The following is a 25618-nucleotide window of genomic DNA, read 5'->3' as shown; positions in this document are numbered from 1 at the left end:
GCGAGAAACCCGGTTTCTCGCGATGTCATCCGACCACCGTGATGGTGATCGGCGCACTCTGAATCCTTTCGCCAGCCGTTGTGATTCCAACGGCCTGGAACGTATACTCTCCCGCTTGCAGCTGCCACCAGGCGCTGGCGTAGGCGGCCTGCTGCTGCCATAACGGTTGACCGTTCACCGTCAGGGTCAGCTCACGCAGCGGCAGATCGCTCTGCGCGGCAATTTCGATCTGCTGCGTACCGGGAGGCGCGGCGCGGCTCAGGCGGTAGACGCGTGCCGGATCCGGGCTGGTCAGGGTCAGCGGCGCGCGCGTGCCCGCCGAAAGCACAGCGACGGGAGCAACGGCCGCCTGACCGCCGATGGTCACGGCTGCCGTTTGTGGGGGCGGCTGCGCAATGCCGTGCGTACGCGCCCATTCCTGCAGCTCCGGCGGCAGCACCCAAAAGACCCTGTCCACGCGATACGCGGGAGGCGCCTCAGGCGCGGCCCGCTGCATCGTGCGGCCGTCCAGGGTGATGCGTTGGTGCATCGTATCGGTCTGCGTGGGCGCGCACGCCTGGCCAGGACAGGCGATGAAAATCTCGCGGCGCCGATAGGGACAGAGATCGGTGGGCAATTGGCCCGAATCCGCGCAGATTTCCATTTCCACCAGGCCTGGCGGACGCCCGAACGGCTGCGCCGGGGTATTACGCAGCGCCGTCTCCATGAAATCGTGCCAAATCGGCGCCGCGCCGGTGACGCCGCTGACGCCGATCATCGAGGCATTGTCGGCGTTGCCCACCCAGACGCCCACCACCAGTTGTGGAGTATACCCCACCGTCCAGTTATCTTTCCAATCGGTGGTGGTGCCTGTTTTGACCGCGGCCGGCCGGTCGCCGGAAAGGCGCAGCAGGCTGTTGCGGCCGAAGGTGCGCACGCGCGCCTCATTGTCGCTCAGAATGTCGGTAATCAGGTAGGCCACCTGCGGGCTGAGCACTTGCGGGCGCGGCCCGGCCTGGCCCATTCCCGGCAGGGTCTGACCGGCGTCGTTCTCGATCTTCAAGATGGCAACCGGGGACACGCGGCGGCCGCCGCTGGCAAACGCGCCGTACGCGGCGGTCAATTCCAGGAGACGCACTTCGCCGCCGCCCAGAGTCAAGGCCAGGCCCAGATCATCCGCCTGTACGAATGACGAGATGCCCAGGCGCTGCGCCTGGTCCACTAAAGCCGGCACGCCGATGAACTGCAGCACCTTGACGGCCGGAATGTTGAAGGAATTGCCCAAGGCATCGCGCAGCAAGACCGGGCCGTGGAAATCGAGGTCATAGTTCATCGGGACATACGGCTCGCCCTCACGCGTGGGAAAAACGGTGCGCACGTCGGCCACCAGCGTGGCTGGATTGAGCGGCGCGCGGCCAGCCGCCTGCGCGCGCGCCGGATCGAACGCCGCCGCGTAGGTCAGCGGCTTGATCGCCGAACCGGGCTGGCGCAGGCTCAACGCGGCGTTGACATTGCCCTGGATGCGATCATCGAAGTAGTCGGGGCTGCCGATCATCGCCATGATCTCGCCCGTCTGCGGATCGAGCGCCACCAGGGCGGCGTTATCCACGCGGCGGCTCAGCGGCGCCTTGCGATCTTCCTTGAGCTGGCGCAGGCGGCGCTGCACGATGGCCTGCCCTTCCTCTTGCCAGTCCAGGTCAAGGGTCGTGGTGACATGCAGACCGCCCTGGCGCAGCGCATCCACGCCGAGCTGCTGTTCGAGCAGGCTGCTGACGAACATCACGAAATGGGGCGCGCGGATGGGAAACGTGTTGGTGTTGAACTGCAGCGGCTCCTGTCGGGCCAATTCGGCCTGATCGGCTGACAGATAGCCCTGCTCGACCATCAGGTTGAGCACCGTGGCCTGCCGTTGGCGCGCGGCGTCGGCGTATAACAAGGGATTGTAGCGCGCCGGAGATTGCAGCAGGCCGATGAGCAAGGCGCACTGGGCCGTGTCCAGTTCACGCGCCGACGCGCCAAAGTAGGCCTGGCTGGCCGCTTCCAAGCCAACGGCAAAATTGCCAAAATAGGCCTGATTCAGATAGAGCGCCAGCAGTTGATCCTTGCTAAAGGCTTGCTCCAGGCGCCAGGCCAGCCACGCCTCGCGCAGCTTACGGCGCACAGACCGCTCGTAGCGCTCCTCCGCGCTCAGGAGCAGGTTGCGGGCCACCTGCTGCGTGATGGTCGAAGCGCCGCTGATCGTGTCGCCGGCCTGGGTGTTTTGCCACAGCGCGCGGCCGATGGCGCTGAGATCCACGCCTGGATGCTGATAGAAATGCTTGTCCTCGGTCGCGACCGCGGCCTGCTGACAGGCCAACGGCATGTCGGCCAGGGGCACGGAGGCCTGCTTGCTGCCGTCAGGATCAATCACCTCGTACAGCAGGCGGCCATGGCGGTCCAGGATCAGCGTGGATGGCCGCTGCACGCGCTGCGCCACGGCCCCTGGCCCGGGCAAATCGGCCAGTACAACGACGTAAATGCCCCCGGCGACCAAGAGTGCGACCAGGCCAAGGCCAAGAAACAATTTGAAGGCGAGTCGGAAACGTCGTGACATCAGCAAAAACACCTCGGCTCTAACCCCACGGTGGGGTGACTCATCGCCAAACAGAACGTGCCACGCGTGGATTTGGTTCCTGCGACCAGCCTCACCCGGCACTCCGGCCTGAGCGCAGATCATTGAGGATGACCTGGGCAGAGCGGTGTGTATTGGGCGCAGTCGAAGGATGGTCCGGCAACAGGTAGGTGGTGTGGCTGTTGGTGCGCATGGCTACGCAGCTGCCGGCAGCTTAGAAGACTTGCGTGGCGTCGTCCCGTTGTGGTTGCTTATGTGACATCAGGGCGTAGCGTCAAGAGTGGCTTTTGCCGGCTGGCTGACCTCGTCTGATAGGAAAAACCCCGGAACTCGGTTCCGGCTGGACACAATCCTATGGGCAACACCTACCAGGCGCGCCCGGCTCAGCTGCTTTCCCGCAGTGCACCTTCTACATATTGATGAAGAATGCTCGACGCCAGTATCTGATAGGGAATACCCTGTTCAAGCGCACGTTTCTGTAGGCGGCGCAGATCGCGCGTGGTCAAGTGTACGTTGAAGCGCTCTTCCATGCGAAGGGCAGCCGCAGCGTACTCCTGGTGGCGCTTGAGTAGTTCATCCGCATCCGCTGACCGCTCAAGCTCGCCAGCCTCGAAGGCTTCCAGGATTTCGGCCTCTTCCTGATCTGGTTTAGCCCCCAGGTCTAGTCCCATACTGTTTTTTCGCCTTTCTGCTGGGAATGATCGTCTTGAGAAATACCTCGTCTTCCGACTCAACGAACGGAACCAAATAGACATAGTCCTCAATCACAATGGCGTATATCCTCTGACCTGGATAGCGCTCTTGATTGGGATGGTCGAAGACATCAATGGCGTCTCCGGCTTCGACATGGAGCACTACCTCCTCAAATGAAATACCTCTTGTTTGCTTGAGAAGCCGGTTTTTTGCTTCATTCCAGTTGAAAATCTTCATTGAACGACGAGGTTCGCGGTTCTAGCATGACTTGTGCGAGCTATCGGCATTCTACCACCATCGCGCACGAGCGTCAAAGCCGTTGGCGAGCAGTAGGTCGTAAGTTGGCCCGGTTCATTGCCCGCACTGCTGCGTGAAGCGGGCCAGGTCGGTCACGACGCGCGGCGACTGCTCGGTGAGGGCGGCGAAGAGAAAGTCGGAATGGCCGGCGCCGGGGTAGATGATCAGGCTGCTGCGCGCGCCCACGGCTTGCAGCGCGGCCTGAAAATCTTGGCTGATGCTGACCGGCACGGTCTCGTCCTTGTCGCCGTGAATCAACAGGATGGGCGGCAAATTTGGCCGCACGTAGCTGATGGGCGATGTCGCGGCAAAGTTTTCGCGGCCGCCCATCACGGTGGTCATCACCGGCGCTTCACGGCCATTGGCTTGCTCGAAAGCAAATTGCGCGTTGATGTCATACACGCCGCTCATGCCGACCAGGCCGCACAAGTCATCGCTGCGGTGGCCAAATTCGGCCAGGTACGACGGGTCGAGCGTCGCCAGGGTGATCAAATGCGCGCCGGCTGAATGACCGGCCACCACCACACGCCGCGGATCGCCGCCGTAGGACGAGATATGGTCCAGCGTCCACGCGATGACCGCGGCTACCTCGCGCGCCATCAGACGATAATCGCCGTGCGGATAGAGCGTGTAATCGGGGATCACAACGACCAGATTCTCCGGCAGCATCTTCTGCGCCACGGAGGCAAAGAGGGTCTTATCGAAATCCTTCCAGCCGCCGCCGTGGACAAAGATCAGCACCGGGTGCTTGTCGCCGCTCGCCGGCGCGTAAACATCCAGGCGCGGGGTCATGGCGGGGTTGAAAACTACGTCGCGTGTCGCGTGAGGATACGTCTGGCGAAACTGCTGGCCGATGCGCGTGGCGTTCAGGATCTTGAACGTGTAGATGGCCCGCTGACCGTAGACCAGGGCCGCCGTGGCAGCCAGCAAAATAAGCCCCAGGATGATCTGGCGCCGCCTGTTGAACATCAATGTCACCTCATGCAGAATGATTCGGTGAATTCTAGCCGATCCGCTGCGCAATCGCAAAACGATCCCCGCCCACCTACAAGCTCCACGGGGTGCATTCCACTTTCGGGGCGTAGCTCACGCAGGGACTTGCACCTTGCAGCCGGATGGCCCTTGACGTCAGACCTGCCCAGTATTACAATCGGTCATGGCAATCTGCTGTATCGCCTGACTTCCTCCGCCTTGCGCACCCGTGAACACGAAGCGGCAAGCGCGCCCCTTGGCCGCTTTCTTCCTCAATGGAGGGCAGTATGTCAGCGTTTCACATCGGTTTCCGTCGTGCGACATCCAGGCAGCTTCGGCGCTCGCCCCGGCCACGCCGACGCCTGCTTGGTTTGGTCGTTCTGTTTCTTCTCGCCTGGCCGGTGTTGGCCAAAGCCCAGACGCATCCCCAAGCGTTAGTTTCCGTTCAGAATGACTTTCTACGGGTGGATGCCAGCGACAGCGGGGCCTACACAGGCGCCTTCGTCATCGGCACAACGGGCGGCGACCCATCCACGGCCAATGACGACAACGCACGCCTGCTGTACGGGTTTACGCCCAACGGACAGAGCTACCCCTATTCATCTTTCGTTACCTTGCGCCTACTCACCAATGGCGCGCCGTCTGATTACGTCTTGACCACACAGACGCCAATCCAGGCGCCCAGCGTGGTGGGCAATGAAATCGTCACCATCTGGAACATTCAGGGGGTGCGGGTTGAGCAGCGCCTCTCCCTGGTGAACAACCCGTACACCGGTCGGCCGGACACCACGCGCATTGAACATGACCTGGTCAATGAGAGCGGCCAGGTCATGAGCGCGGGGGTCCGCGTGATGTTCGATGTGGAAATCGGCGGCAATGACGGTGCGCCCTATTTTGTCCCCGGTGCGGGTAATCTGACCAACGAGCGCGAATTCACTGCCGTGGATATGCCGCCGTACTGGCGCGCGTTCGAAAGTCCAACCTTCGATCCGACCCTACTCAAGGGCCAGGGACTGCTGACCGGCGGCCAGGCGACCACCCCCGATCGCTTCATCGTGGCGCGCTGGAGCGGCCTCTACCAGACAGCGTGGGACTACACCGTGGATCCAAACCAGGCTTTCACGAGCGACAGCGCCGTGGGGGTTTACTGGAATCCCGCCAACCTGGCCGCCGGCGATGCGCGACGTGTGGTCACCTTCTATGGCCTGGCTGGCGAAGGCGGCGGCGAAACCTGGATGGATGGCCCGGCTGCGCTGGACTGCGGTGAGTTCACCTTCAGCGTCACCCATTGGATTGTCAACCGCTCCACGCAGACATGGACAGGCGCGCAAACCACCATCAGCCTGCCGCCGGGTATGCGCCTGGGGCCTGGCGAGGATGCCACCAAGACCTGGCACGATCTGGCGCCAAACGATGCGCGCTCCGCCACCTGGCAGATCATCGCAGACCCGGTCAGCGCGCCGACCACTCTGCGCGTGGGCGCGACCGCGACCTTCACCAGTGGACCAGGGCCATTGAGCGCGGGTAAGGACATCGCCGTGCCCTTCTGCCCCACACCAACGCCTACGGCCACCGACACCCCGACCGCTACACCGACTTTTACATTCACACCGACCGCCACCTGGACGCCAACGCCTACCAACACGCCCACGCGTACGCCAACCCCCACAGCCACCTTCATGGGACCGACAGCCACGCCTACGGCCACGCGTCCAGGGCCGACTGCCACTCCCACTGTAACGCCAACTGCCACCCAGCCAGGCCCAACCGCCACTCCCACCCCGACGCCGACTGCGACCAGGCCAGGCCCAACGCCCACGCCGACTGCGACCAGCACCCGCGTGCCGCGACGGCTTGGCCCGCAGACAGTGATGTGGAATAACCGCACCTGGCAGGGCGTCACCGGCGGCAACGTGCCGTTCATTACCACCTGTGGTTCGGCGGCGGCCATTGGCACGGTGGTGGAGATCTTCGGCGAAGCGCCGCTCAGCGTGATCTTGAAGGATGATCGCGGGCGCGTGATCGGCTTGTTGAACTGGGTCAGCAGCACGCCGGGCGGCAACCTGTACGCGGGCACTGGCCTCAGCGCCGGCATCTACCAGGGCGGTGTGCCGCAGGTGTTCCATATTCACAAAGAGGCGCTGTACGCCGACGGCTTGATCCTGACCGATCCGGTCGCCATTCACAAGGAGCTGTGCATTGACCCCAGCGGTTACATTTACGACAACAGCAGCCAGGCGCGCGTGCCGGGCGCGGTGGTCACACTGTATCGCCGCGACCCTGTGCTGGGCGACGTCCTGTGGAACGCCGGCGATTATGAACAATACAATCCGCAGGTCACCGATGCCGACGGCCGCTACGGCTGGAACACGCCGGCCGGCAATTTCTTCATCCGCATCAGCAAGCCCTGCTATGCCGATACGCAAAGCTATGTCGTTACCGTACCGCCGCCTGTGACCGATCTGAACGTGGGTATCCCACCGACTGCTTGTTCGCCGCTGATCGTGAGCAGCGTGGCTGCCTTCGATGGGGAAGGTAACCCGGCCGTCCGCCTGCTGCCTGGCCGCGCGCTGGGCGTCGTGTGGACCTTGTCCAACAGCGGGGCCGCGCCCATCAGCGCACAGATCAGTGTGCGTCTGCTCAATGCGCGTGGGCAAGCCGTCCCAGGCTTTACCCAGACCACGACGTTGATGGTGGCGCCCGGCGCGATCACGTACGGCTTGAATGGCATGCTGCCGGTGACGCCGGAAGGTCAGTACACGTTTGAAGCCAGGGCTACGGTGGGACAGCAAACCAGTTACGCGGCCGCTCAATTCATGATGGGCTGGCAGCGGCAATACCTGCCCGGCGTGCGCAAGCTACGCACGGGGTGAGAAACAAGACTTCCGAAGTCTTGCAGACTTCGGAAGTCTCCTGGTGCATCAGACACTCCGCCAGCGCCTGGATCAATAACCAGACTTCGGAAGCCTGGCCGGCTTCCGAAGTCTATCGAGGGCGCCGGTTACGCCGCCAGCGCCTTGTCAATTTCCGCTTTGGTGGCCGCGATGGCCGCAGCCAGCTCCTCATCGCTCTTTTGCAGCTGCGCCAACTTATCTTCTAACTGGTTCAGGGTGCGCACATAGCGGCCGCGCAACTGACCTTCCTCGCCCTGCTCTTTGAGGGCCCCCAAATTGCCCTGCACCACCTTCTGCTGATTGAAGATGGCCTGGCGTTCACCGTCATTCTTGCGCACGCCCGCTTCATGCTCAGCCAGGCGATTGTACAGCGCCAGGATGGCCTTGATGCGGTCGAATGTGGCTTGATCGAGCTGATGATCGTGCAGCCAACGCTGCAGCGCATCGAAGCGCTGATTGCGAATCTCCTCGCGGCGTGCGGTCAGGCGGCGCTGCGCGGCCGTAAACGTGGACACACCGTGCGCCTTTACCTGCACCTGGTAGCGATAGGCATCGGCGGTCATCTCCGCCGGCTCTGGCGTCTCGTGCGTGGCGTAGTTCGCCAGGCGCGGATGCTCGATGGTGACGCTGACCGGCTGGTCGTTGTGATTCTCCACGCGGTAAGCGACGCGCTGAATTTGATACTCCTGGAACGAAAGCAGCCCATTGGCGATGTTGACTGAAACAAGCACCTGCTCGCTGCTCGCTTCTTCTGTCACCTTCACGCCGAGGTCCACCGCATAGGCCAGAAAAATCTCGCCGCCGGGCGCGGTGAAGGGGAGCATCGCCTCGCCTGCGTATTCACCGCTCTCCACGACGGTCAACGGCCCGCGCTCGAGGGTCAGGCCGGTGTCGTTCTTGAAGCGCGCCGTGATGATCGGATTGAGCGGGTGCTTGCGGCCGTTGTAGATGCGCTCCTTGCGAAAAACGGGTCGCGCCTGCAAGATCGGCACCAGGGCGGAGCGGCCGCGCTTGACCGTCACCGGGTTTGCGACCGCATAGCTGAAGAATTCACCTTGCGCCTGGCCCGTGGCCGCCACCACGGTGGAATCGGCCAGATCCGCGACGCTCATCTTGGCCATCGGCGCGGCCGCCATGTCAGCCGCCATCGGGCCGCGGCTGAGGCCGCGCATGGCGCTGCGCGTCGGCGGCGCTTCCGGCGCGGCCGACAGGGCCTCCGCAAACTCCACCGGCCGTGCCACCGCGCGCGCCTGCTCTTTGACCACCGGCCGCTCCGGCGTGAACGAGGTGTAGAGGTCATAGATGAAGCTGACGGGCATCCCTGCCACGAACGTCAGCTGCACAGCCTCCAGATCCTCGTCGAACGTGTTATCGAACAACCCCCACCCCTGTAACAGGCTGGTCGGTTTGCCATTCTGTTCATCAGCCACCAGGCGATAGCTGACGCGCCAGACAGGGCTGGGCGCGATATAGCTGAGCACCACATCGGAACGGCCCGGCGTCAATCGCACGGTCACCGACCGTTTCTCATCCTCCATCAGGCTGGTTTCCAGGAAGTAAGCCAGGTCGCTGGCGGCGCGTGCATCTACCAGGGTCAATCGTTGAATGTCCCCCACCTTCATGGTGCGCACGGTTGCCTGCGCCGGTATATAGACAGACAGCAGCGTGGCGGTCAGCGGCTCGCGTTCACCAGGCAAATCCACACCGACGGCAAGGCCGGAAATGGTTTCAGTCGTAGTGGTCACTTCAACGCTGCGCCCGCGGACGTCGCGCAGCAAGTCACGGAGGCTAGAGCCGTCCGCAAGATGAATGGACGAGCGAGCCAGAAGCGCGGCCTTGTCCTCTGGTGTGGCATAATCCATGCCGAGCACCTGACCACCGCCAACCGTGAACGCGGTCAGGCTCTTGAGGATATCGTTCATCTCATCTTTGCGGAACTGCACGGAGGCTGTGTCACCTTCGACCGCGCCTCGACGCTGGTAGAAACCAACGCCATGCTTGTAGAGAGTCATTTTGACAATGGGAAGCGTATTCATAGAACGAGCGCCTTTCTGCGAAAAAACGAGACATCGGAAGTCAGTGCTGACTTCCGATGTCTGTGAACCATGTTATCTTGCCAGCATCAGCCAATCTCCGGCCGTGCTCGGGGAGCCGCCAGCGAACGCCGGGTTACTCCTGATGAATGCGGCAGTATGATGAGCCTGGCAAAGCCATATTCTTGCACGGGCGGCCCGATTTGGTCATGGCCTGGCAGGCCGCGGGTGTGCTCACAAGCGCCGGCTTCTCAGCCAGGGCGGCGTGCGCGCCGTTGGTGGACGCAGCCGGCGCGCTGAGGGCCTGCGGTTCCGCGTCCACCAGGACCGCGGCGGTGTCTGTTGTTTGCGTCTCGTGCACCACCAGCGGCACCGCGGGTCCGCTTGGCACGGCCAACTCTTGCACCAAATCGGCAACTCTATCCGTCGCCGTGACCTCGGCGGTTGTCTCGGCTCCATCTACGGGAATCTCCGCAACGGGCCGCCGCGACCGTTTGGCCGTTGTGGGGCCGGTGGGTGCTGGCGCAGCGATCGCCTCTGGCTGCTCCACGGGCGCTTCCAGCGCACTCTGCGCCAGGGCCTTCTGCTGCGCAAAAGCCAGGAGGTCCACGAATTCTTGTTCGAAGTACTCGTTGATCTTCTCGGGGTCTGGCACCAGCCCGGTGTCGGTTGCGATGCCCAAGACCACGTTGTCATTGTAGCTGAAGATGCTGACGCCCAACCCCATGCGCCCCGACTGCGGCACCCAGAACATGCTCGTTTCAATGCGCTCGCCGGCAAAATAGATGGCGTGGCGTGGACCGGGCACGTTGGTCATCACGGCCGACGATTTCAGCCCGAAAATGTTGACCATCTGCTCGGCCACTTGCAGGGGCATCATCCCCAGGGTATTGAGAATCTGGAAGGCGACAACCGCTTCTGGTGTGTTCTTGATGTCGTCCATGCGTCGCTTCAGCTCGTGCAAGCGCTCCATCGGGTCAACCAGGTAGATGGGCAAGGAGAGGTAAATGAGGCCAAAGTGATTGCCCAGCTTGTAGGCTTCTGCGAGTGGGCGCAGGTTGACAGGCACCATGGCGCGGATGTTGATGCCGTCGGTTGGATCGTTGCGGTATTCCATGTATCGGCGCAGGGCGCCAGTCATGGCCGTCAGCAGCACGTCGTTGACCGTGCCGCCCAAGACCTTGCCGATCAATTTGACATTGCTGAGCGGAATCGGCTCCGACCAGGCTGCGCGCTTGCCCACGCCGAGGGGGCCTTTGTAGACCGTGCGCGGATCAGGCCCGATCAGCAGGAGTTTACCGAGAGCTGCAGCCGCGCTGGCGCCTTGGGACGCCAGGTCCAAGGCATGGCCAGGATTCGTCAGGGTCTCCAGACTCTCGTGCAGCAGGGTGTCAGTCACCTTGCGCGCGGTGGACACCATGCCCAGGGCGCTGCGTAAGGTGCTCTCCAACCACCCAGGTTGATGGCGTTTTTCATGCTGTGGGGCCGTCGGATAGGGCGCGTCTGGCTCGGTGTCGGTGCTGGCCAGCATCACATGCATCAGCGCAATGCCATCGGCAATGCAGTGGTGCAAGCGCATCAACAGCGCGCTGCCCTCCCCATAATGCTCGATGTAGTGCATCTGCCACAACGGCTTGGAGAAATCGAGCGGCGTGCTCATCAGGTCGCTGACAAATTCTTGCAGCGCGGCCTTGTCGCCCGGCGGCGGCAGCGCGACACGATGAATGTGCGCATTGAGATCAAAATTATGATCGGTGACCCAGTAGGCTTTGTTGCCCTGCTGCACCACCTTATGCTTGAAACGACTAAAGCGATCCAGCCATCGGTATTGCACGGTGTCGCGCAGGCGGGTGATGTCAAGCGGTTTGTCGAAAATGTAAAGGCCCGTCACCATCATGAGATTGGTTGGGTCTTCCATATGAAGCCAGGCTGTGTCTACATTGCCTAGCGGAATCCCGTAGCGGATACTATCAGCCATCGCCACCTCCTTTGCAAGCGCTTCGCTGCCTACGAAAAGCCTACCCGAAAGATCGCCCTGGCCGATCTACCGACCGGTTCATGACGCGTGATTTCGAATAGGCCCTTCATGGCGCTTGTATATGAATACAATATAAATCCGACACGCGAAAAAGTCAATCCGCTGCGAGCGCCTGTGCAAGATCCGCGATGATGTCAGCCGGGTCCTCGATGCCAACCGACAGGCGTACGAGACCCTCGCTGATGCCCACCTGGGCGCGCTGCGCCGGCGTCAAGGCTCGATGCGACGCCATGACCGGGTAAAGCACCAGGCTGTAGACATCGCCCAACGAAGTGCCGGTCAACACCAGGTGCAGGCGTTCCAGGAAGTGCATCACCTGCGGGTGCGCGGCCGCCTGCAGCTCAAAGCTCACCATGCCGCCGTAGGCCGGCGCGCCATCGGGTGCAGTCAGCAGCCGGCGCGCCAACCCATGCTGCGGATGGTCAGGCAGGCCGGGGTAGTTGACGTGCGCCACGCGTGGATGCTGGGCCAGCCAGGCTGCCACTTCCTGTGCGCTGGCGCAGTGTTGCCGCATGCGCAGCGACAGGGTCTTGAGGCCGCGCAGGGCCAGCCAGGCTTCGAACGGCGAGAGGTTGGCGCCCAGCATCTTCAACTGATCAAAGAGGCGCGCTTCATGCATCTGCTGCGTAATCACGGCGCCGCCCAGAACGTCGTCATGTCCGCCGATATACTTGGTGAGCGAATGAACAACAAAATCAGCGCCGTATTCAAGCGGTCGCATCAAGTAGGGCGTGGTGAACGTGCTGTCCACAATGACCAGCGCGCCGGCCGCGTGCGCCTGGTCCACCAGGCCCGGTATGTCGGCCAACTTGAGCAGTGGGTTTGAAATCGTCTCACACACCAGCACGGTCGGCGCGTGCGACTGGAGCACTGCCGCCACGGCGTCCCGGTCGGTGATATCCACAAAGTGCGTCATGACCCCTTGGTCGGTGAACAGGCGGTCGAGGAGGGTATAGGTGGCGCCGTAACAATCTCGCGCCGCCACGACGTGTGCGCCCGCCTTGAGGCCAGCCGCCAGCAGCGCCGCGTGCATAGCCGCCATGCCCGAGGCATAGGTCAGCGCAGCGTCGCCGCCTTCCAGATTGGCGAGCGCGATCTCCAACGCCCGCGTCGTTGGGTTGCCGTAGCGCCGATAGACGAAGCCTTCTTTCGCGCGGCTGAAGACCGCGTCCAGGTCTTGCATCTCATCGTACAGGTAAGTCACGGCCGGGTGAATCGGCGTGGTGGTGGGTGTATAGTCGGGCGCAGGCAAACGCTCGCCGGCATGGACCGCCCGTGTGGAAAAACTGGTCATCTGATGGTCGCTCCCCGTGCTGCAAACGTGGGCGCCAGCGTGCTGCTCGTAGGCGCCAACAAGGGGGCCAGTGTACCCCGCTCAGTGCGGCCTGTCAAAACCGCTGCGCACCAAGCACGGCCAACAGGCGCATTTCATTGTTCGGGGTGTAGCCCCGCAGGGGCTTGCATCTCGTAGCCGGATGGCCTCTGGCCTCCGGCGGGGTCGGTGGCCGCGTGGCGTGCGCGCAACCTACCCCGCCCGACCGTGAACGGATCGGGCTACGAAGTGGAAGGTCCTATCGGGCCTGACAGCCCCAGAGGGGCTTGCATCTCGTAGCCGGATGGCCTCTGGCCTCCGGCGGGGTCGGTGGCCGCGTGGCGTGCGCGCAACCTACCCCGCCCGACCGTGAACGGATCGGGCTACGAAGTGGAAGGCCCTATCGGGCCTGACAACTTTTGGCCTCACCCGTGCTCTTGTGGTACGATAGGCGCGGCACAGACTGCATCAACCAAGCGCTCAACGGTTGACTGCTCAACCTCATCCCATAGGACGTGCGGTGATGACACACAACCTGACCAAGCGTACGGGCCGCAGCGCCGTGAATGACGCGTCGAGCGATGAGTCGCGGCAAGCAAACGCTCTCCCGCGCGTGCGCGTGTGGCTGCCTCCGTCGAACGATCAACCAGGCGACCAGGCCCTGGCCCACGCGCTTGAGCAGGTGCTCCTGACCAGCGGCCGCCCGTATGATCTTCATCGGAGCGGCGTGGTGGGCAGCCACGACGCGGTGACGCCGACGCGCTACTCGGTGGTGCTTCCGGTGTTTAATGAAAGCGAAACTCTGCCCGAGCTCCATCGGCGGCTGAGCCTGGTCATGGAAGCGCTGGCCGAACCGTACGAGATCATCTTTGTGGATGATGGCAGTCGAGATGCATCGGGCGAGCTGCTGCACGCCTTGCAGACCAGCGACCCCCATGTGCGTGTGCTGCGCCTGTCGCGCAATTTCGGCCATCAGTCGGCCATCAGCGCCGGGATTGACCACGCGCGCGGCGACGCCGTGATCGTGATGGACGCCGATCTACAAGACCCGCCAGAAGCGCTGCCCGAACTGCTTACAGCGTGGCGCCGGGGCCACGATGTGGTTTATGCGGTTCGCCGGGATCGCAAGGAAAACGTGTTGAAACGCAGCGCTTACGGCCTCTTCTACCGCCTCCTGCACCAGGCGGCCAACGTGGAGATTCCACTCGACGCAGGCGATTTTTGCGTGCTTGACCGCCGCGTCGCGGACGTACTGAGGCAGATGCCAGAACGCAACCGTTTCATCCGTGGCATTCGCAGTTGGGTTGGTTTCCGCCAGATTGGCGTGCCCTACAAGCGGGCGGCGCGTTACGCCGGCCAACCAAAGTACAGCCTGTTCAAACTGCTGCGTCTAGCCTTCGATGGTTTCTTTTCGTTCTCATACGTGCCCCTGCGCCTGGCCTCCCTCTTTGGTCTCTTCGTCTCATTCCTGGGGTTTCTGCTTTCCGTATGGACCGTCTACAAACGGTTCACCTTGCCGGAATTCCCCTCTGGTTTCGCCACGATTGTCGTGGGCATGATGTTCCTCGGCGGCATCCAGTTGATCGCGCTGGGCGTCATCGGCGAATATGTCGGCCGCATCTTCGACGAAGTCAAACAGCGCCCTCTCTACATCATCCGCGAACGATGGGGTTTCGATGGCTAACGGACCGTTATGCGCATCTTGATGCTGGACAATGAATACCCGCCGCTCGGCGGCGGCACCGGCGTGGTCAACTACCACCTCTTGGATGGTCTCCGTCAACTTGACCAGGGCATCGAGGTTGACCTCGTTACCTCCAGCCGGTCGCGCGATCGCTACGAATACAGCGAGATGACGCCTGCTATCCGCGTGCACAAGGCGCCGGTTGACAATCGCAACATCCATCATTCGACCAACATCGAGCTTCTGCGCTACACCTGGCGCGGCTACCGCTACGCGCGGCGGTTAGCCATGCAGCGGCCCTATGACCTGTGCTTTGCCTTTGCCGGGGTGCCAGCCGGCGGCATTGCGTGGGCGCTGCGGCGTTCAATCGGCCTGCCCTACATCGTCTCCCTGCAAGGCCCGGACGTGCCCGGCTTTGAGAATCGCTATCGTTATGTCTATCTTGCCCTGACGCCCTTCATTCGTCACATCTGGCGGCAAGCCGCGGCCGTCATCGCCATCAGCCAGCGGCATCGCGCGCTGGCCTGGCAAACCGCGCCCGGCTTGCCGATTGACATCATCGTCAACGGCGTTGACCTGGCGCATTTTGCCCCGGTGGCGCGACCGCCGCGCGCGCCAGGCGCGCCGGTGACGGTGTTGTGCGCGGCGCGGCTGATTGAGCGTAAGGGGCAGCAGCATTTACTGGAGGCTGCGGCGCGGCTGCGCCGCCGGGGAATTGCCGTGCGCATCCTCCTTGCGGGCACTGGCGACGCTGAGCCGCAACTGCGCCAGCAGGCGCATGCCAGCGGCCTGGATGACCACGTGCAGTTCCTGGGTTTTGTCGAACGCGACGCCATGCCTGCGGTTTACGCGCAGGCCGACATCTTCTGCCTGCCCTCGTTCAATGAGGGTATGTCCATGGCGCTGCTCGAAGCGATGGCCAGCGGACTCCCCGTCGTGGTGACAGAAACTGGCGGCATGGAGGAACTGCTAGACGGCAACGGGCTGGTCGTCCCCTGGGCGGCAGTCGAACGCCTGGCCGACGCACTGGCTCTCCTCGTCAGCGATGCGCAGCGCCGCGCCGACTGGGGCCAGCGCGGCCGCCAGATTGCCGAAGGTTTCACCTGGCCGGCCATCATTCAGCAGTATGTACAGCTTTTTCAGCGCGTCATGGATCGTCAACCGGCCAGGGCCAGTCATGCCAGCCGTTAGCCAGGGCGCAGCCGCGCTGCGCGTCACGCTCATCAACCTCTGGCCGCGCGGGGGCATGGCCCACTACACGGCCGCGCTGGCTAACGCCCTGGCGCAAGAACCTGGCGTCCAGGTGACGGTGGTGGCGCCGAAGATGCCCGCGCCGCTCGGATTTGCGTCCGACGTCACGCTGGCGATGGTAGACGTACCTACCGGCAATGGGCTGCGCGACGCGGCGCGCCTGCCAGGCCAACTGCTGGCCGCGCCCGCTTATCTGCGCGCCGTCCAGGCGACCGCGCCCGATGTGGTGCACGCCAATTTGAGCACCCACCCGTGGGAATTGGCTACCTTGCCCTGGCTGCGCCGTCATTGGCCGCTGGTGGTCACCCAGCATGAGGTCAGCCTGAAGAGCGGCGAGGGCGGTTGGCGCAAGCGTTGGAATGTGTGGGCCGGGCCGCGCTTCGCGCATCACCTGATTGTGCACGGCCAGGCGCTGGCCGCGGAAGTGCAGCGCATGCACCAGACGCCAGCCGCGCGCATCAGCATCCTGCCCATCGGTTGGTTCGATTTTCTGACGCAGTGGGCTGGCGGCGAGCAGGAGGAGCCGGAAACGGTGCTTTTTTTTGGCCGCATCAAGGCTTACAAAGGCCTGGAAGTCCTCGTCGGGGCCATGCCGCTGATCAAGGCGGCCGTGCCATCCGTTCGCTTCCTCGTGGTTGGCGGTGAAGGAGACACCGCGCCCTATGAACGCCTGCCCGGCGCGCAGGCAGCGCCGGTGGAGTGGGTCAACCGCTTCGTCACCGACGCCGAGGCCGCCGCGTACTTTCGACGCGCGGCCCTGGTCGCGCTGCCTTACACCGATGGCAGCGCCTCGGGCGTGATGGCCGCGGCGTATGCGTTTGCTCGCCCCGTCGTCGCAACTCGCGTGGGCAGCCTGCCCGACATGGTGGTGGACGGCGTCACGGGGCTGTTGATTCCTCCTGGCGACCCTGGCGCCCTGGCAGAAGCGATCAGCGCGCTCCTCCTGGACGCGCCGCGCAGACGCGCGATGGGCGCCGCAGCGTGGCAATGGGCGCACACCCATCTGTCATGGACAACGATCGCACAGCAGACCGTGGCGGTCTATCGCATGCTGCTGGCAGACCGACGCCCGCCGCGGCGCGGACAGCCATCAGCATGAAAGCCAATCACCACACCCCGCCGCCCCTGGTCGTGGCCCTGATCCTGAACTGGAATGGATGCGCCGACACCCTGGCCTGCCTGGAAAGCCTGCAGCAGCAAACCTATCCTGCCTTAGTGCCCCTGGTAGTTGACAACGGTTCGAGCGACGGTTCCGCGGTCGCCATCCGCGCCGCCTTTCCTGGCGTCCATCTCATCGAGACAGGCGCCAACCTGGGTTTTTGCGCGGGCAATAACGTCGGGCTGGAATGGGCGCTGGCCCAGGGCGCAGATTACGTGCTCATGCTCAACAACGATACCTGGTTCGACCCCGCCATGACGAGCGAATTGGTTGCGGCGGCCCGCGACGACGCCCAAATTGGCCTGGCGGGGCCAAAGATCTACCAGGCCGCACCCCCGCATGTCCTCTGGTCGGCCGGCGGCGATATTACCTTCTGGGGCAATGTGACGGCGATGCGCGGCTTTGGGCAGGCGGATCGCCGTCAGTACGACACAGCCGCTGATGTGGACTATCTGCCCGGATGTGGTATACTAGCCCGTCGTCAACTTCTGGAGACGGTCGGTCTGCTGGATGTCACCTACTTCGCCTATTACGAAGATGCGGACTGGGCGATGCGGGCCAGGAGGGCCGGCTGGAAGGTGCGTTACGTTCCCTCAGCCCGGATGTGGCATAAAGGCGGCGCCAGCACGGGCGGGTTCTACAATCCCCGTGAAAAGTACCTTTCCGGTGTCAACGCAGTGCGTTTCATGCGTCGCTATGCCCATGCCGGGCAGTGGGCGCTGTACTTGACTTCCCTGGCGGCAGGGATTCCGTGGCTATTTATTCGCGAGAGCGCGCGTGGCCGCAGCGCCGCTGTGCGCGCCAAAATTCGTGGGCTGGTTGATGGATTCTGGCACAAGTCCTAACACACGTTTCACCAAAAATACAATTCAGATCGCCGCGCTGCTCATCATTTTGCTCGCCGTCGGTCTGCGCGCCTATGAACTGAACACTCGTCCCTTCTGGGGCGACGAAGCGTTGACTGGCGACCTGGCCCTACTTGGTCCAGCCTCCGTGCTGCGGACCACGGCGCCATTTTCCCTTGTCCGCCAGGTCGGAGCCGCGATGGGCGGTCAGTTTGTGGCTGGATGGGGTTTTCAGATGCCCCTGCCGCTGTTAGCGTCGTTGAGCGGACTCATCGGCAACCAGGACATGCTCATCCGCCTGCCGTCGTTCGTGGCCGGCGTGCTGGCGGTGGTTGTGGCTTTTTCGCTGGGGCGAAGGCTGCGTGGGCCGGGGGTGGGACTGCTCCTTGCCTTTCTGATTGCCATTTCTGCCTTTCACATTCAGTATTCGCAAGAAGCGCGCTATTACGGCTTGATGTCATTCCTCTCCCTCTTGGGCGCTTACCTCATGACACGCGGGCTTGATGAAAACCACATCGGCGACTTGATCGCGTTCGTTTTTGTCTCCGCGCTGAATGTGTGGAACCATCTCTTCGCCCTCTTCTTCGTGGGACCAATGGTCATCTACGCCGCCGTGATCCTCGGCGCCAGGCTGGTAAGCGCCGCGCGCATGCCGCAGTTCGGCGCATGGCGCGGCCGCGGCAACGGTCGGCGCAAGTCCATACGCAGCCGGCTCCTGGGTTGGCAGCAGGTTCTGGTAAGCTTCGTTCGTCGAATCCCGCCTGCGCACGCTGTTTTCATTGTCAGTGTGGTGGTTTTGGGCCTTCTCACGTTGGAGGTCACCGTGCCAGTCTTACGCGCGGCCACCAGCGGCAGCGCGGGCAGCGCCGTGGCTACCGTTTTTTCCACTGCTGACTCCGCGCGCGGCATCCAAGGCACAGTCCTGCACGGCTTTTCCTTATCACCTGCCTCGCTCGTCAGCCTGTTTGCGGAGTTTGGCAGCGGCCAGGGATGGACATCCTGGGTATACCTGGCCCTGGCGCTCGTAGGTCTGGCGGACCTGATCGTCCGCCGCCGGTGGCAGCAGGCGCTGTTCCTCATGACGTGGTTGTGGCTGCCTCTCATCCTCGTCTCTCTGATCCGCTCCGAGCATTTCTTCGCCGAGAAGTATCTGATTTTTGTACAGCCTGCCTATTTGGCCTTCGTGGCCCTGGGCATCGCGGCCATCGTCAGCCAGGTCTGGGCCAGACCGCAAGTATTCACCTGGCGCGGGCCGCTGCCGGCCTCGGGGCTAGTGGCGGGACTGGCCGTGCTGCTGCTGCTCATCAACACACGCCCCGTCCTCGGCTATTATGGACAGCAGGACCGTGTAGATTGGCGTCGCGTGGTCCGTTACATTCAATCCGACTTACACACGGATGACGCCGTCATTTTTGCCACCACACGCGAGCGCGATTGGGGACCGTTCATCTATTACTTCCGCCAAATGGTCAAGCCCGAGGCGTTTGGCAGCTTTGTGCAGTCCTTCTCCAGCCTATCGGCTATGCAGTTGCAGCCGGTGTTTGACACGCACCGACGCGTGTGGATTGTGGATCAAGCCAGCAACGGCGGTTTCAGGGAAATCGGCGCATTTTTCCCCGACATCAGACCGACCAATGTGGGGGGCGCGCAGGTCTTCTTGATCGAAACCTCGCCCATCCTCAGCAGCCGGACGCCATTCGTATGGCCGGCAGGCAGCACCGAACTGCACACAGAACGCGCGGCGCTCACCAATCGCAACCTGATCATTGGCGTCACGACGTACGATGCGCCCGTATCCCAACGCTTCAACGTCTACATCAACGGTCAGGACCAGGGCGGTTTCGATCCGGCTGGCGTCCAAGCGCCAGACTATGTACAAATGCCCTTCACGGGCACGTATGTATCCAAGATAGACATCATCGCGCCGCAAGCGCCCACGGCGCCGCTCAGCGGCACGTTGACGCTGGCCTACGCTGTGGCGCTGCCGAAAGAAAACGGTAAGCGCATCGAAGCAGAGGACTTTCCCACCGAGAACGGTTTTGTCTTCGATCAGGCAGATGCCAGCGGCGGCTTTTTCGTGCGGCCGCAAGGGTTCGGCACGGTCGCGCAGATCGCCTTATGGACGAGTCAACCGGGTGATTATCTGCTCACGCTGTATGGCCGCATGAACGCGCGCATTGGCGCGCCAAGATGGACAGTCGTGCTGGATCGGCAGCCAATCGGCGCACTGAACACCCCGGTCAACCAGGGTTGGCAGCCAGTGGCCGTGCCCATTAGTTTGGATCGTCCAGGGATGCACACCCTCACCCTCGGCGTCACCGCCAGCGCCTACGTGGAGTCCGCCTATGCGGACCTCGACTATGTCACGCTGGAAGAGCGGCAGAATTGGGTCTACCGGGGCAACACGCAAATCAGCCTGGGCGAGGTGAAGGAGCCTCTGCCCGATGTGCCCATTGACGCAACCACGACCCTGACCGCGTGCGTCACCGCAACCGGTGCGGATGGGCGCTGGATCAACGGCGAGCCGGTCACCTTCACGGTGACTGTGGAGAACGCAGCCGATTATGCCCTCGGCCTGGTTACTTCCAGCCAGAACATCACGCGGCCACTGCAAGTGACCGTGGATGACCGCTTCCTGGGCCAGATCAACCCGACAAGCAGCAGCGCGCAGCGCGATTATCTGCTTATCAGGCTGAGCCGGGGTGAACACGAAATCTTGCTGACGCCCCCGGTGCAGACGCAGCCCCGCCAGTTATGTCTGCAAGAGATGAACTTACAGCTCGTCTACGTGCAATCGGACGCGGCGGATGTGCGGGTGGACGCGAACCCGTTTGTGATCGGCGCGAATGCGCGCCTGCAGCGGATGAGCGATCGCCCGGCGGCGGTGGGCGCGGGCACAGGCACGGTCATCCAAGCCGGATTGTGGTTCAGCCGAACCGGCAACTTCACACTCAATGTGGATGGCCTGCATGATCGCCCTGGCCCGGTGCAGATTCAGGCCGACCTGGATGGCAAACCGCTCGAGGAGACCCTCGACTATGCCCGCAATGATTACACCTGGACCATTCGTTCAGTGCGTTTGCCGGTGGACGCCGTCGGCTTCCACAGCCTGCGCCTCAATTTCACCAATGACCTTTATGATGCAGCCCTGGTGGCCAACAAAGAAGATGGCGACCGTAACGCGGCCATTGATTTCTTCACCATCTCAACCGTCTCGCCCCCAGTGATTGCCATTGGCAACCGCGCCACCTTCGAGACAGCCAACGAAACGGCGATGATGCCCCCCGGTACGGCCGTGACAGAAATCGGGGGCGTGCGTGCGATCATGCGGCCGGCCGCCGGGCCTGTGTTTAGTATGGATCTCAACTTTGCGACCGCAGGCGGTTACCAGATGACGGTGCGGGCGCAAAATGATCAACCAGGCCCTGTCCAACTTGACGTTTTGCTCGACGGCGAACGCATTCAGACGTTGAGCTTCGACGCGAACGACGGCAGTTGGAGCGAGCAGACGTTCTACTTTGCCCTGGGCCTGCCTGGTTTCCACAGCCTGGTGCTCAATTTCGTTGCGGACCTCTATGATCAGAAACTGGTTGACGCCGGTCTGGATGGCGACCGCAATGCCGTGGTGGAACGGGTCGGCCTGACTAAGATTCCCGCGGCCATCAGCCGCGACGATGCGCTGATAGATCTCAATTTCGACGACTTGCTCAGCGCGGATGCCGCGAATCCACCGCGCCTTGAGCGCGTGGACGGAGACTTCGCGTTCGTCTTTGCGCCAGGCGCCGAATTGTCGTTTCCAATCGTTTTCCTTTCCGATGGCAACTATGTGCTCGAATTTGGCGGGCGCAGCGAGCGCCTGGGTAATGTCCTGGCGCTTGAAATGGATGGCGTCCTGCTCGATAACCTGACTTTCGATTTACAAACCGCGTCCCGTTTCGTTGGTCTTCAGCACGACGCGGGGACGGCTATGCTGCGCCTGCGCAACACGAGTAATCGCGACCTGTACCTGCAGACGATGCGCCTCTACGGCAACGTCCTCTCCACCTATCCCGACGCAGTCTGGACGCCCGATCAAGGCGGCCTTAACACGGGCGCCGAGATCGTGCAAGAAGGCGACCGCCGTGCGGCCATGCGCGCCGGCATTGGCCCCATCGTCACGCTCAACGTACTGTTGCCCCGGCCGGGCGTCTATCGCCTGGCGGTCGAAGGCCAGAATGATCGGCCCGGCCCAGTCATCTTGGATGTGCTGCTCAACAACAAACAGCGCGGCCAAATGATCTTCAACGCTGACGACGGCAGTTGGGAAACGCGCATCCTGCAGATTGTAACGGATCGCGCAGGCATCCAGCCGTTGACATTGGTTTTCAATAATGATATTTACCTGAAAGACGTGGTTGATAAGGGCGGCGATGGCGATCGCAACGCCCTGATTGACCGCATCCAAGTTCTTCCGCTGACTGCTGATCGCTGATTGGAGAATAGATACGTTATGAGCTTTTGGCCCAATCGCCGCGTCCTGGTGACCGGCGGTTCTGGATTCCTGGGTTCGGTCATCGTTCGTCAGCTGCACGCGCTGAACGCTGCAGCCGTCTTTGTGCCGCGCAGTCATGAGTACGACCTGCGCCAACTGGAGAAGGTGCAGCAGGCCTTGCGCGACGCGCGCCCCGATATCATCATTCACCTGGCAGCCCGCGTCGGCGGCATCGGCGCCAACCGGGAGCATCCGGCTGAGTTCTTCTATGATAACCTGATGATGGGCGCCCAGCTCATGCATGAAGCGTGGCGAGCCGGCGTTGAAAAGCTGGTCGCCATCGGCACCGTCTGCGCCTACCCCAAATTCACGCCGGTGCCGTTCCACGAGGATGACCTGTGGGCAGGCTATCCCGAAGAGACCAACGCGCCCTACGGTCTGGCCAAGAAGATGCTGCTTGTACAATCGCAAGCCTATCGCGATCAATACGGCTTCAACTCTATCTTCCTGCTGCCCGTTAACCTTTACGGCCCAGGCGACAACTTCGATCTGGAGACTTCGCACGTCATCCCTGCGCTCATTCGCAAGTGCATCGAGGCGCAGGCGCGCGGCGATGATCACATCATGGTGTGGGGGGACGGATCGCCCACGCGCGAGTTCCTCTATGTGGATGACGCGGCGCACGGCATTCTGTTGGCAGCCGAGCATTATGACGCCAGCGCTCCGGTCAATATCGGCTCGGCGATGGAGATCAGCATCCGCGACCTGGTGCACTTGATCGCCGAAACCGTGGGGTTCACGGGCGACATCCGCTGGGACGCGTCCAAGCCGAACGGGCAGCCGCGACGCAAACTGGATACGCAGCGCGCGGAGCAGCAGTTCGGTTTCCGCGCCCAAACGTCGTTTGCCGATGGATTGCAGCGCACCGTAGCCTGGTATCGCCAGCATCGTTAAAAAGAGCCGGAGCACCTTCTAGCCGTGTCTGCAACCACTAACCCACATATGACGCGCATGGTGCGCAACTCGCTCTTCAGCGTGATGCGCTTTGTGGTGCTGCTGCCGCTGCCGCTGCTCGTGGTTCCGTTCATGCTGGGCCGGTTAGGCGATGAGCGTTTCGGCGTGTGGGCGATCGTGGCGCTGTTCACGTCTTACACACAGCTGGCCGATTTTGGCATGGGCCTGGCATTGACGAAGTATGTGGCCGAATACGCCGCGCAGAAGCAGTGGCAACGCCTGGATATGGCGCTAAACACTGTCTTCTTTTTCTATCTCTTGGTTGGGCTAGTTCTCGCCGCCGTGATTCTGCTCAGCCGCCACGCTCTGGCTGGCTTCGTCCCCCATGCCTCTCCGGCCTTGGTGCAGGAGATCGCGACGGTCATCGGCATTACGGCCATCACCTTTGCCGTGAACCTGACCATGGGCGCGTTCAACTCGGCCTTGCAGGGCTTGCAGCGCATGGACATGACCAACCTGACCTCGCTGGGAAGCGGGATTGGCCTCTACCTCGGCATTGTCATCGTGCTGGCGCTGGGCGGCGGTCTGATTGGCATCGCCATCCTCAGTCTGGTGCTGGCGCTGGCCGCCGGTAGCCTGAATGGCGTCATGACGCGACGGCTGGCGCCCCATTTTCGCCTGCGCTGGCGCGCCTTCGATGCGGGTTACCTGCGCTCTGTGCTCAGCTACAGCCTGAACATCCAGGGCGGCGCCCTGACGGAGCTTTTGTTCGACCCGCTGAGTAAGCTGGTCATTACCCGCTTCTTGGGCGTGGCGCTGGTAACGCAGTACGAAGTGGGTCAGCGCCTGATCACGCAGCTGCGCGGCCTGTTCGCCGTCGCTTTTCTCCCCCTCTTTCCCGGCGTCTCACACCTGCACGCTGAGCGAGAGCAGCAGGCGGTGCGGATGGTTTATCAACGCAGCTCGCGCTATGTCTATTTACTCGGCTGGCCGGCCTACCTGCTGCTGATCATCACCGCGCCCTGGCTGTTGAGCGCCTGGCTGGGGCCAGGCTACCAGCAGGCTGCATTTGTGATGCGGCTGATGACCTGCGGCTGGTTCATCAGCCTTGTGGCCTTTCCGCCCTACATGATTCTGCAGGCCCTGGGCCAAGCGCACCTCTGTTTGCGCGCCCATGTGGTGCAGGGACTCACGAACCTCACCCTGGCGCTGCTTCTGGTTGGCCCCTTCGGCTTCAATGGGGTGACGTTGGCCGCGTTCACAGCCTTGACCATTGGCTCGATCTTGGTCATGATTGCGTTTGCGCAGACGCTCGAGCTCTCCATCGGCGCGTTGGTGCGCCTGGCGCCGTGGCGCGCCATAGGTACGGCTCTACTCAGCGGCGCGGGTCTATATGTCGCGCTGCTGCGACTGCCGCATATCACGCTGTTGACGCTGACCGCGCTCGCCGCGGGCTACGCTGTGCTCTATGCTGGACTTTTGCTTGCACAGGGTATTGTGAGCCAGGCCGACCGCCAGCTCATCCGCACCCTGATGCCGGCGCGCAGGGGAGTTTAGATGCTGCACACTGCGGCGAATCAGCCCGCCCTACGTTATGGTAAGCGGCTTCCACAGCTCGGGCTGCTGATTGCACTGACGTTGATCCTGGTCAGTCGAGGGCCATCCATCGCCGGCCAGCAGAAGCAGACAGCCTGCGCGCGCCAGGGGCGAGACATTCTCTATCGCTTGCTGCAAGCGCCCAGTCAGCTGGCGTGGCTGGACGACGCCGCGGCGCAGATCAACCCGATGTGTGCGACGGTGGCGGCCCCGCAGCCCCTGCTGTCCAACGTCTTTTTTCAGGTCGGCAATCACGCCTGGCTGGCGCAAGCGTGGGCCAAAGCCGCAACCGCCTATCGCGCAGCCATTGCGCGTGATCCTGGCCAGGCCATGCCGCGGCGCCGTTTGGCGGAGATCTTGCTCTACCGCGATCAACAGCCAGCCGCCGCGTTGGCGCAGCTGCAGCAAGCGCAGATGCTGGCGCCGCGGGAAAGCTACACGTACCTTGTCATGGCGCATGCCTACCTGGCGCTGCATGACCCTGAGCAGGGTTTGCGGGCGGCCAATCAGGCATTGGCCGTCACGCAAACCGCCTATGGCTTCATGGTGCAAGGCCAGATGCTGGCCGCGCTGGCGCGCTGGCCCGAAGCCGTCGCCAGCTTGCGCGCCAGCATTGCGCTGGATGACAGAACGGCTGGCGCCTACCTGCTGCTGGGCAATGCCCTGCAGGCCAATGGAGAGCCGGACGCAGCACGCGCGGCCTGGGCCGAAGCCCAACGTCGCGACCCGTCCATCAGCGCGCCAACGCCAGCGCCCTCCCGACCGTAGCGCCGTGCGTCGAGTTTCGATCACGCAAACATCAATCGGTTCAGAGTAAGGAAATGTCGTC

General features: G+C 62.8%; 16 protein-coding genes. 9 read left to right on the top strand and 7 right to left on the bottom strand.

Features of this window, described 5'->3' with window-relative positions; genetic code table 11:
* Window positions 1–25: 25 nt before the first annotated feature.
* The 4 genes from pbpC to ACPQ6D_RS08090 all read right to left on the bottom strand — a co-directional run bounded on the left by pbpC (window position 26) and on the right by ACPQ6D_RS08090 (window position 4549).
* On the bottom strand, window positions 26–2572 hold the full coding sequence (gene pbpC, locus ACPQ6D_RS08105) for a penicillin-binding protein 1C (RefSeq protein WP_423223803.1): 2547 nt from the start codon (window positions 2570–2572) through the stop codon (window positions 26–28).
* 401 nt (window positions 2573–2973) lie between these two features.
* The gene (locus ACPQ6D_RS08100) at window positions 2974–3261 is read right to left on the bottom strand and encodes an antitoxin (protein ID WP_423223802.1); all 288 of its coding nucleotides are present in this window, start codon (window positions 3259–3261) and stop codon (window positions 2974–2976) included.
* Window positions 3239–3520 (bottom strand): BrnT family toxin, encoded by a 282-nt coding sequence (locus ACPQ6D_RS08095; RefSeq protein ID WP_423223801.1) that lies wholly within the window; start codon window positions 3518–3520, stop codon window positions 3239–3241. The genes ACPQ6D_RS08100 and ACPQ6D_RS08095 overlap by 23 nt, the downstream gene beginning before the upstream one ends.
* A 114-nt stretch (window positions 3521–3634) precedes the next feature.
* Window positions 3635–4549 carry an alpha/beta hydrolase gene (locus ACPQ6D_RS08090; protein ID WP_423223800.1) on the bottom strand — a complete coding sequence of 305 codons (915 nt, stop codon included), beginning with the start codon at window positions 4547–4549 and terminating at the stop codon, window positions 3635–3637.
* Between the two features lie 290 nt (window positions 4550–4839).
* Between ACPQ6D_RS08090 and ACPQ6D_RS08085 the strand changes: the two genes are divergently transcribed.
* A complete protein-coding gene (locus ACPQ6D_RS08085; RefSeq protein ID WP_423223799.1) occupies window positions 4840–7425 on the top strand; it encodes a hypothetical protein in 2586 nt (861 codons plus the stop codon).
* A 128-nt stretch (window positions 7426–7553) separates the two neighbouring features.
* On the opposite strand, the gene ACPQ6D_RS08080 is transcribed toward ACPQ6D_RS08085, so the two are convergent.
* The 3 genes from ACPQ6D_RS08080 to ACPQ6D_RS08070 form a co-directional block, all read right to left on the bottom strand.
* Window positions 7554–9482 carry a hypothetical protein gene (locus ACPQ6D_RS08080; protein WP_423223798.1) on the bottom strand — a complete coding sequence of 643 codons (1929 nt, stop codon included), beginning with the start codon at window positions 9480–9482 and terminating at the stop codon, window positions 7554–7556.
* Window positions 9483–9615: 133 nt separating this feature from the next.
* The gene (locus tag ACPQ6D_RS08075) at window positions 9616–11457 is read right to left on the bottom strand and encodes a WS/DGAT/MGAT family O-acyltransferase (protein WP_423223797.1); all 1842 of its coding nucleotides are present in this window, start codon (window positions 11455–11457) and stop codon (window positions 9616–9618) included.
* A 154-nt stretch (window positions 11458–11611) separates the two neighbouring features.
* Window positions 11612–12811, bottom strand: coding sequence for a trans-sulfuration enzyme family protein (locus tag ACPQ6D_RS08070; RefSeq protein ID WP_423223796.1), 1200 nt, complete (start codon window positions 12809–12811; stop codon window positions 11612–11614).
* A gap of 541 nt (window positions 12812–13352) precedes the next feature.
* Here ACPQ6D_RS08070 and ACPQ6D_RS08065 point away from each other — a divergent pair.
* The 8 genes from ACPQ6D_RS08065 to ACPQ6D_RS08030 are packed head-to-tail and all read left to right on the top strand — an operon-like array spanning window position 13353 to window position 25557.
* Window positions 13353–14513, top strand: coding sequence for a glycosyltransferase family 2 protein (locus tag ACPQ6D_RS08065; protein ID WP_423223795.1), 1161 nt, complete (start codon window positions 13353–13355; stop codon window positions 14511–14513).
* A gap of 9 nt (window positions 14514–14522) precedes the next feature.
* Window positions 14523–15704: a glycosyltransferase family 4 protein gene (locus ACPQ6D_RS08060; protein WP_423223794.1), complete on the top strand. Its 1182-nt coding sequence runs from the start codon at window positions 14523–14525 to the stop codon at window positions 15702–15704.
* Window positions 15691–16863: a glycosyltransferase family 4 protein gene (locus ACPQ6D_RS08055; RefSeq protein WP_423223793.1), complete on the top strand. Its 1173-nt coding sequence runs from the start codon at window positions 15691–15693 to the stop codon at window positions 16861–16863. The genes ACPQ6D_RS08060 and ACPQ6D_RS08055 overlap by 14 nt, the downstream gene beginning before the upstream one ends.
* A complete protein-coding gene (locus ACPQ6D_RS08050; RefSeq protein ID WP_423223792.1) occupies window positions 16860–17768 on the top strand; it encodes a glycosyltransferase family 2 protein in 909 nt (302 codons plus the stop codon). Before ACPQ6D_RS08055 ends, ACPQ6D_RS08050 begins: the two co-directional genes overlap by 4 nt.
* Entirely contained in the window at window positions 17746–22239 is a 4494-nt protein-coding gene (locus ACPQ6D_RS08045) for a carbohydrate-binding domain-containing protein (protein WP_423223791.1), read from the top strand. The genes ACPQ6D_RS08050 and ACPQ6D_RS08045 overlap by 23 nt, the downstream gene beginning before the upstream one ends.
* A gap of 18 nt (window positions 22240–22257) precedes the next feature.
* The gene (locus ACPQ6D_RS08040; protein ID WP_423223790.1) at window positions 22258–23193 is read left to right on the top strand and encodes a GDP-L-fucose synthase family protein; all 936 of its coding nucleotides are present in this window, start codon (window positions 22258–22260) and stop codon (window positions 23191–23193) included.
* A gap of 24 nt (window positions 23194–23217) precedes the next feature.
* Window positions 23218–24750 (top strand): oligosaccharide flippase family protein, encoded by a 1533-nt coding sequence (locus ACPQ6D_RS08035; protein ID WP_423223789.1) that lies wholly within the window; start codon window positions 23218–23220, stop codon window positions 24748–24750.
* Entirely contained in the window at window positions 24751–25557 is an 807-nt protein-coding gene (locus tag ACPQ6D_RS08030) for a hypothetical protein (protein WP_423223788.1), read from the top strand.
* The last annotated feature ends 61 nt before the right edge of the window (window positions 25558–25618 follow it).

This window comes from Candidatus Amarolinea aalborgensis, assembly GCF_900491745.1.
In the GTDB taxonomy this organism is placed as follows: Bacteria; Chloroflexota; Anaerolineae; order SSC4; family Amarolineaceae; genus Amarolinea; species Amarolinea aalborgensis.
Note: the sequence above shows the minus strand (reverse complement) of the source record. Positions and strands in the feature narration are given on the sequence as shown.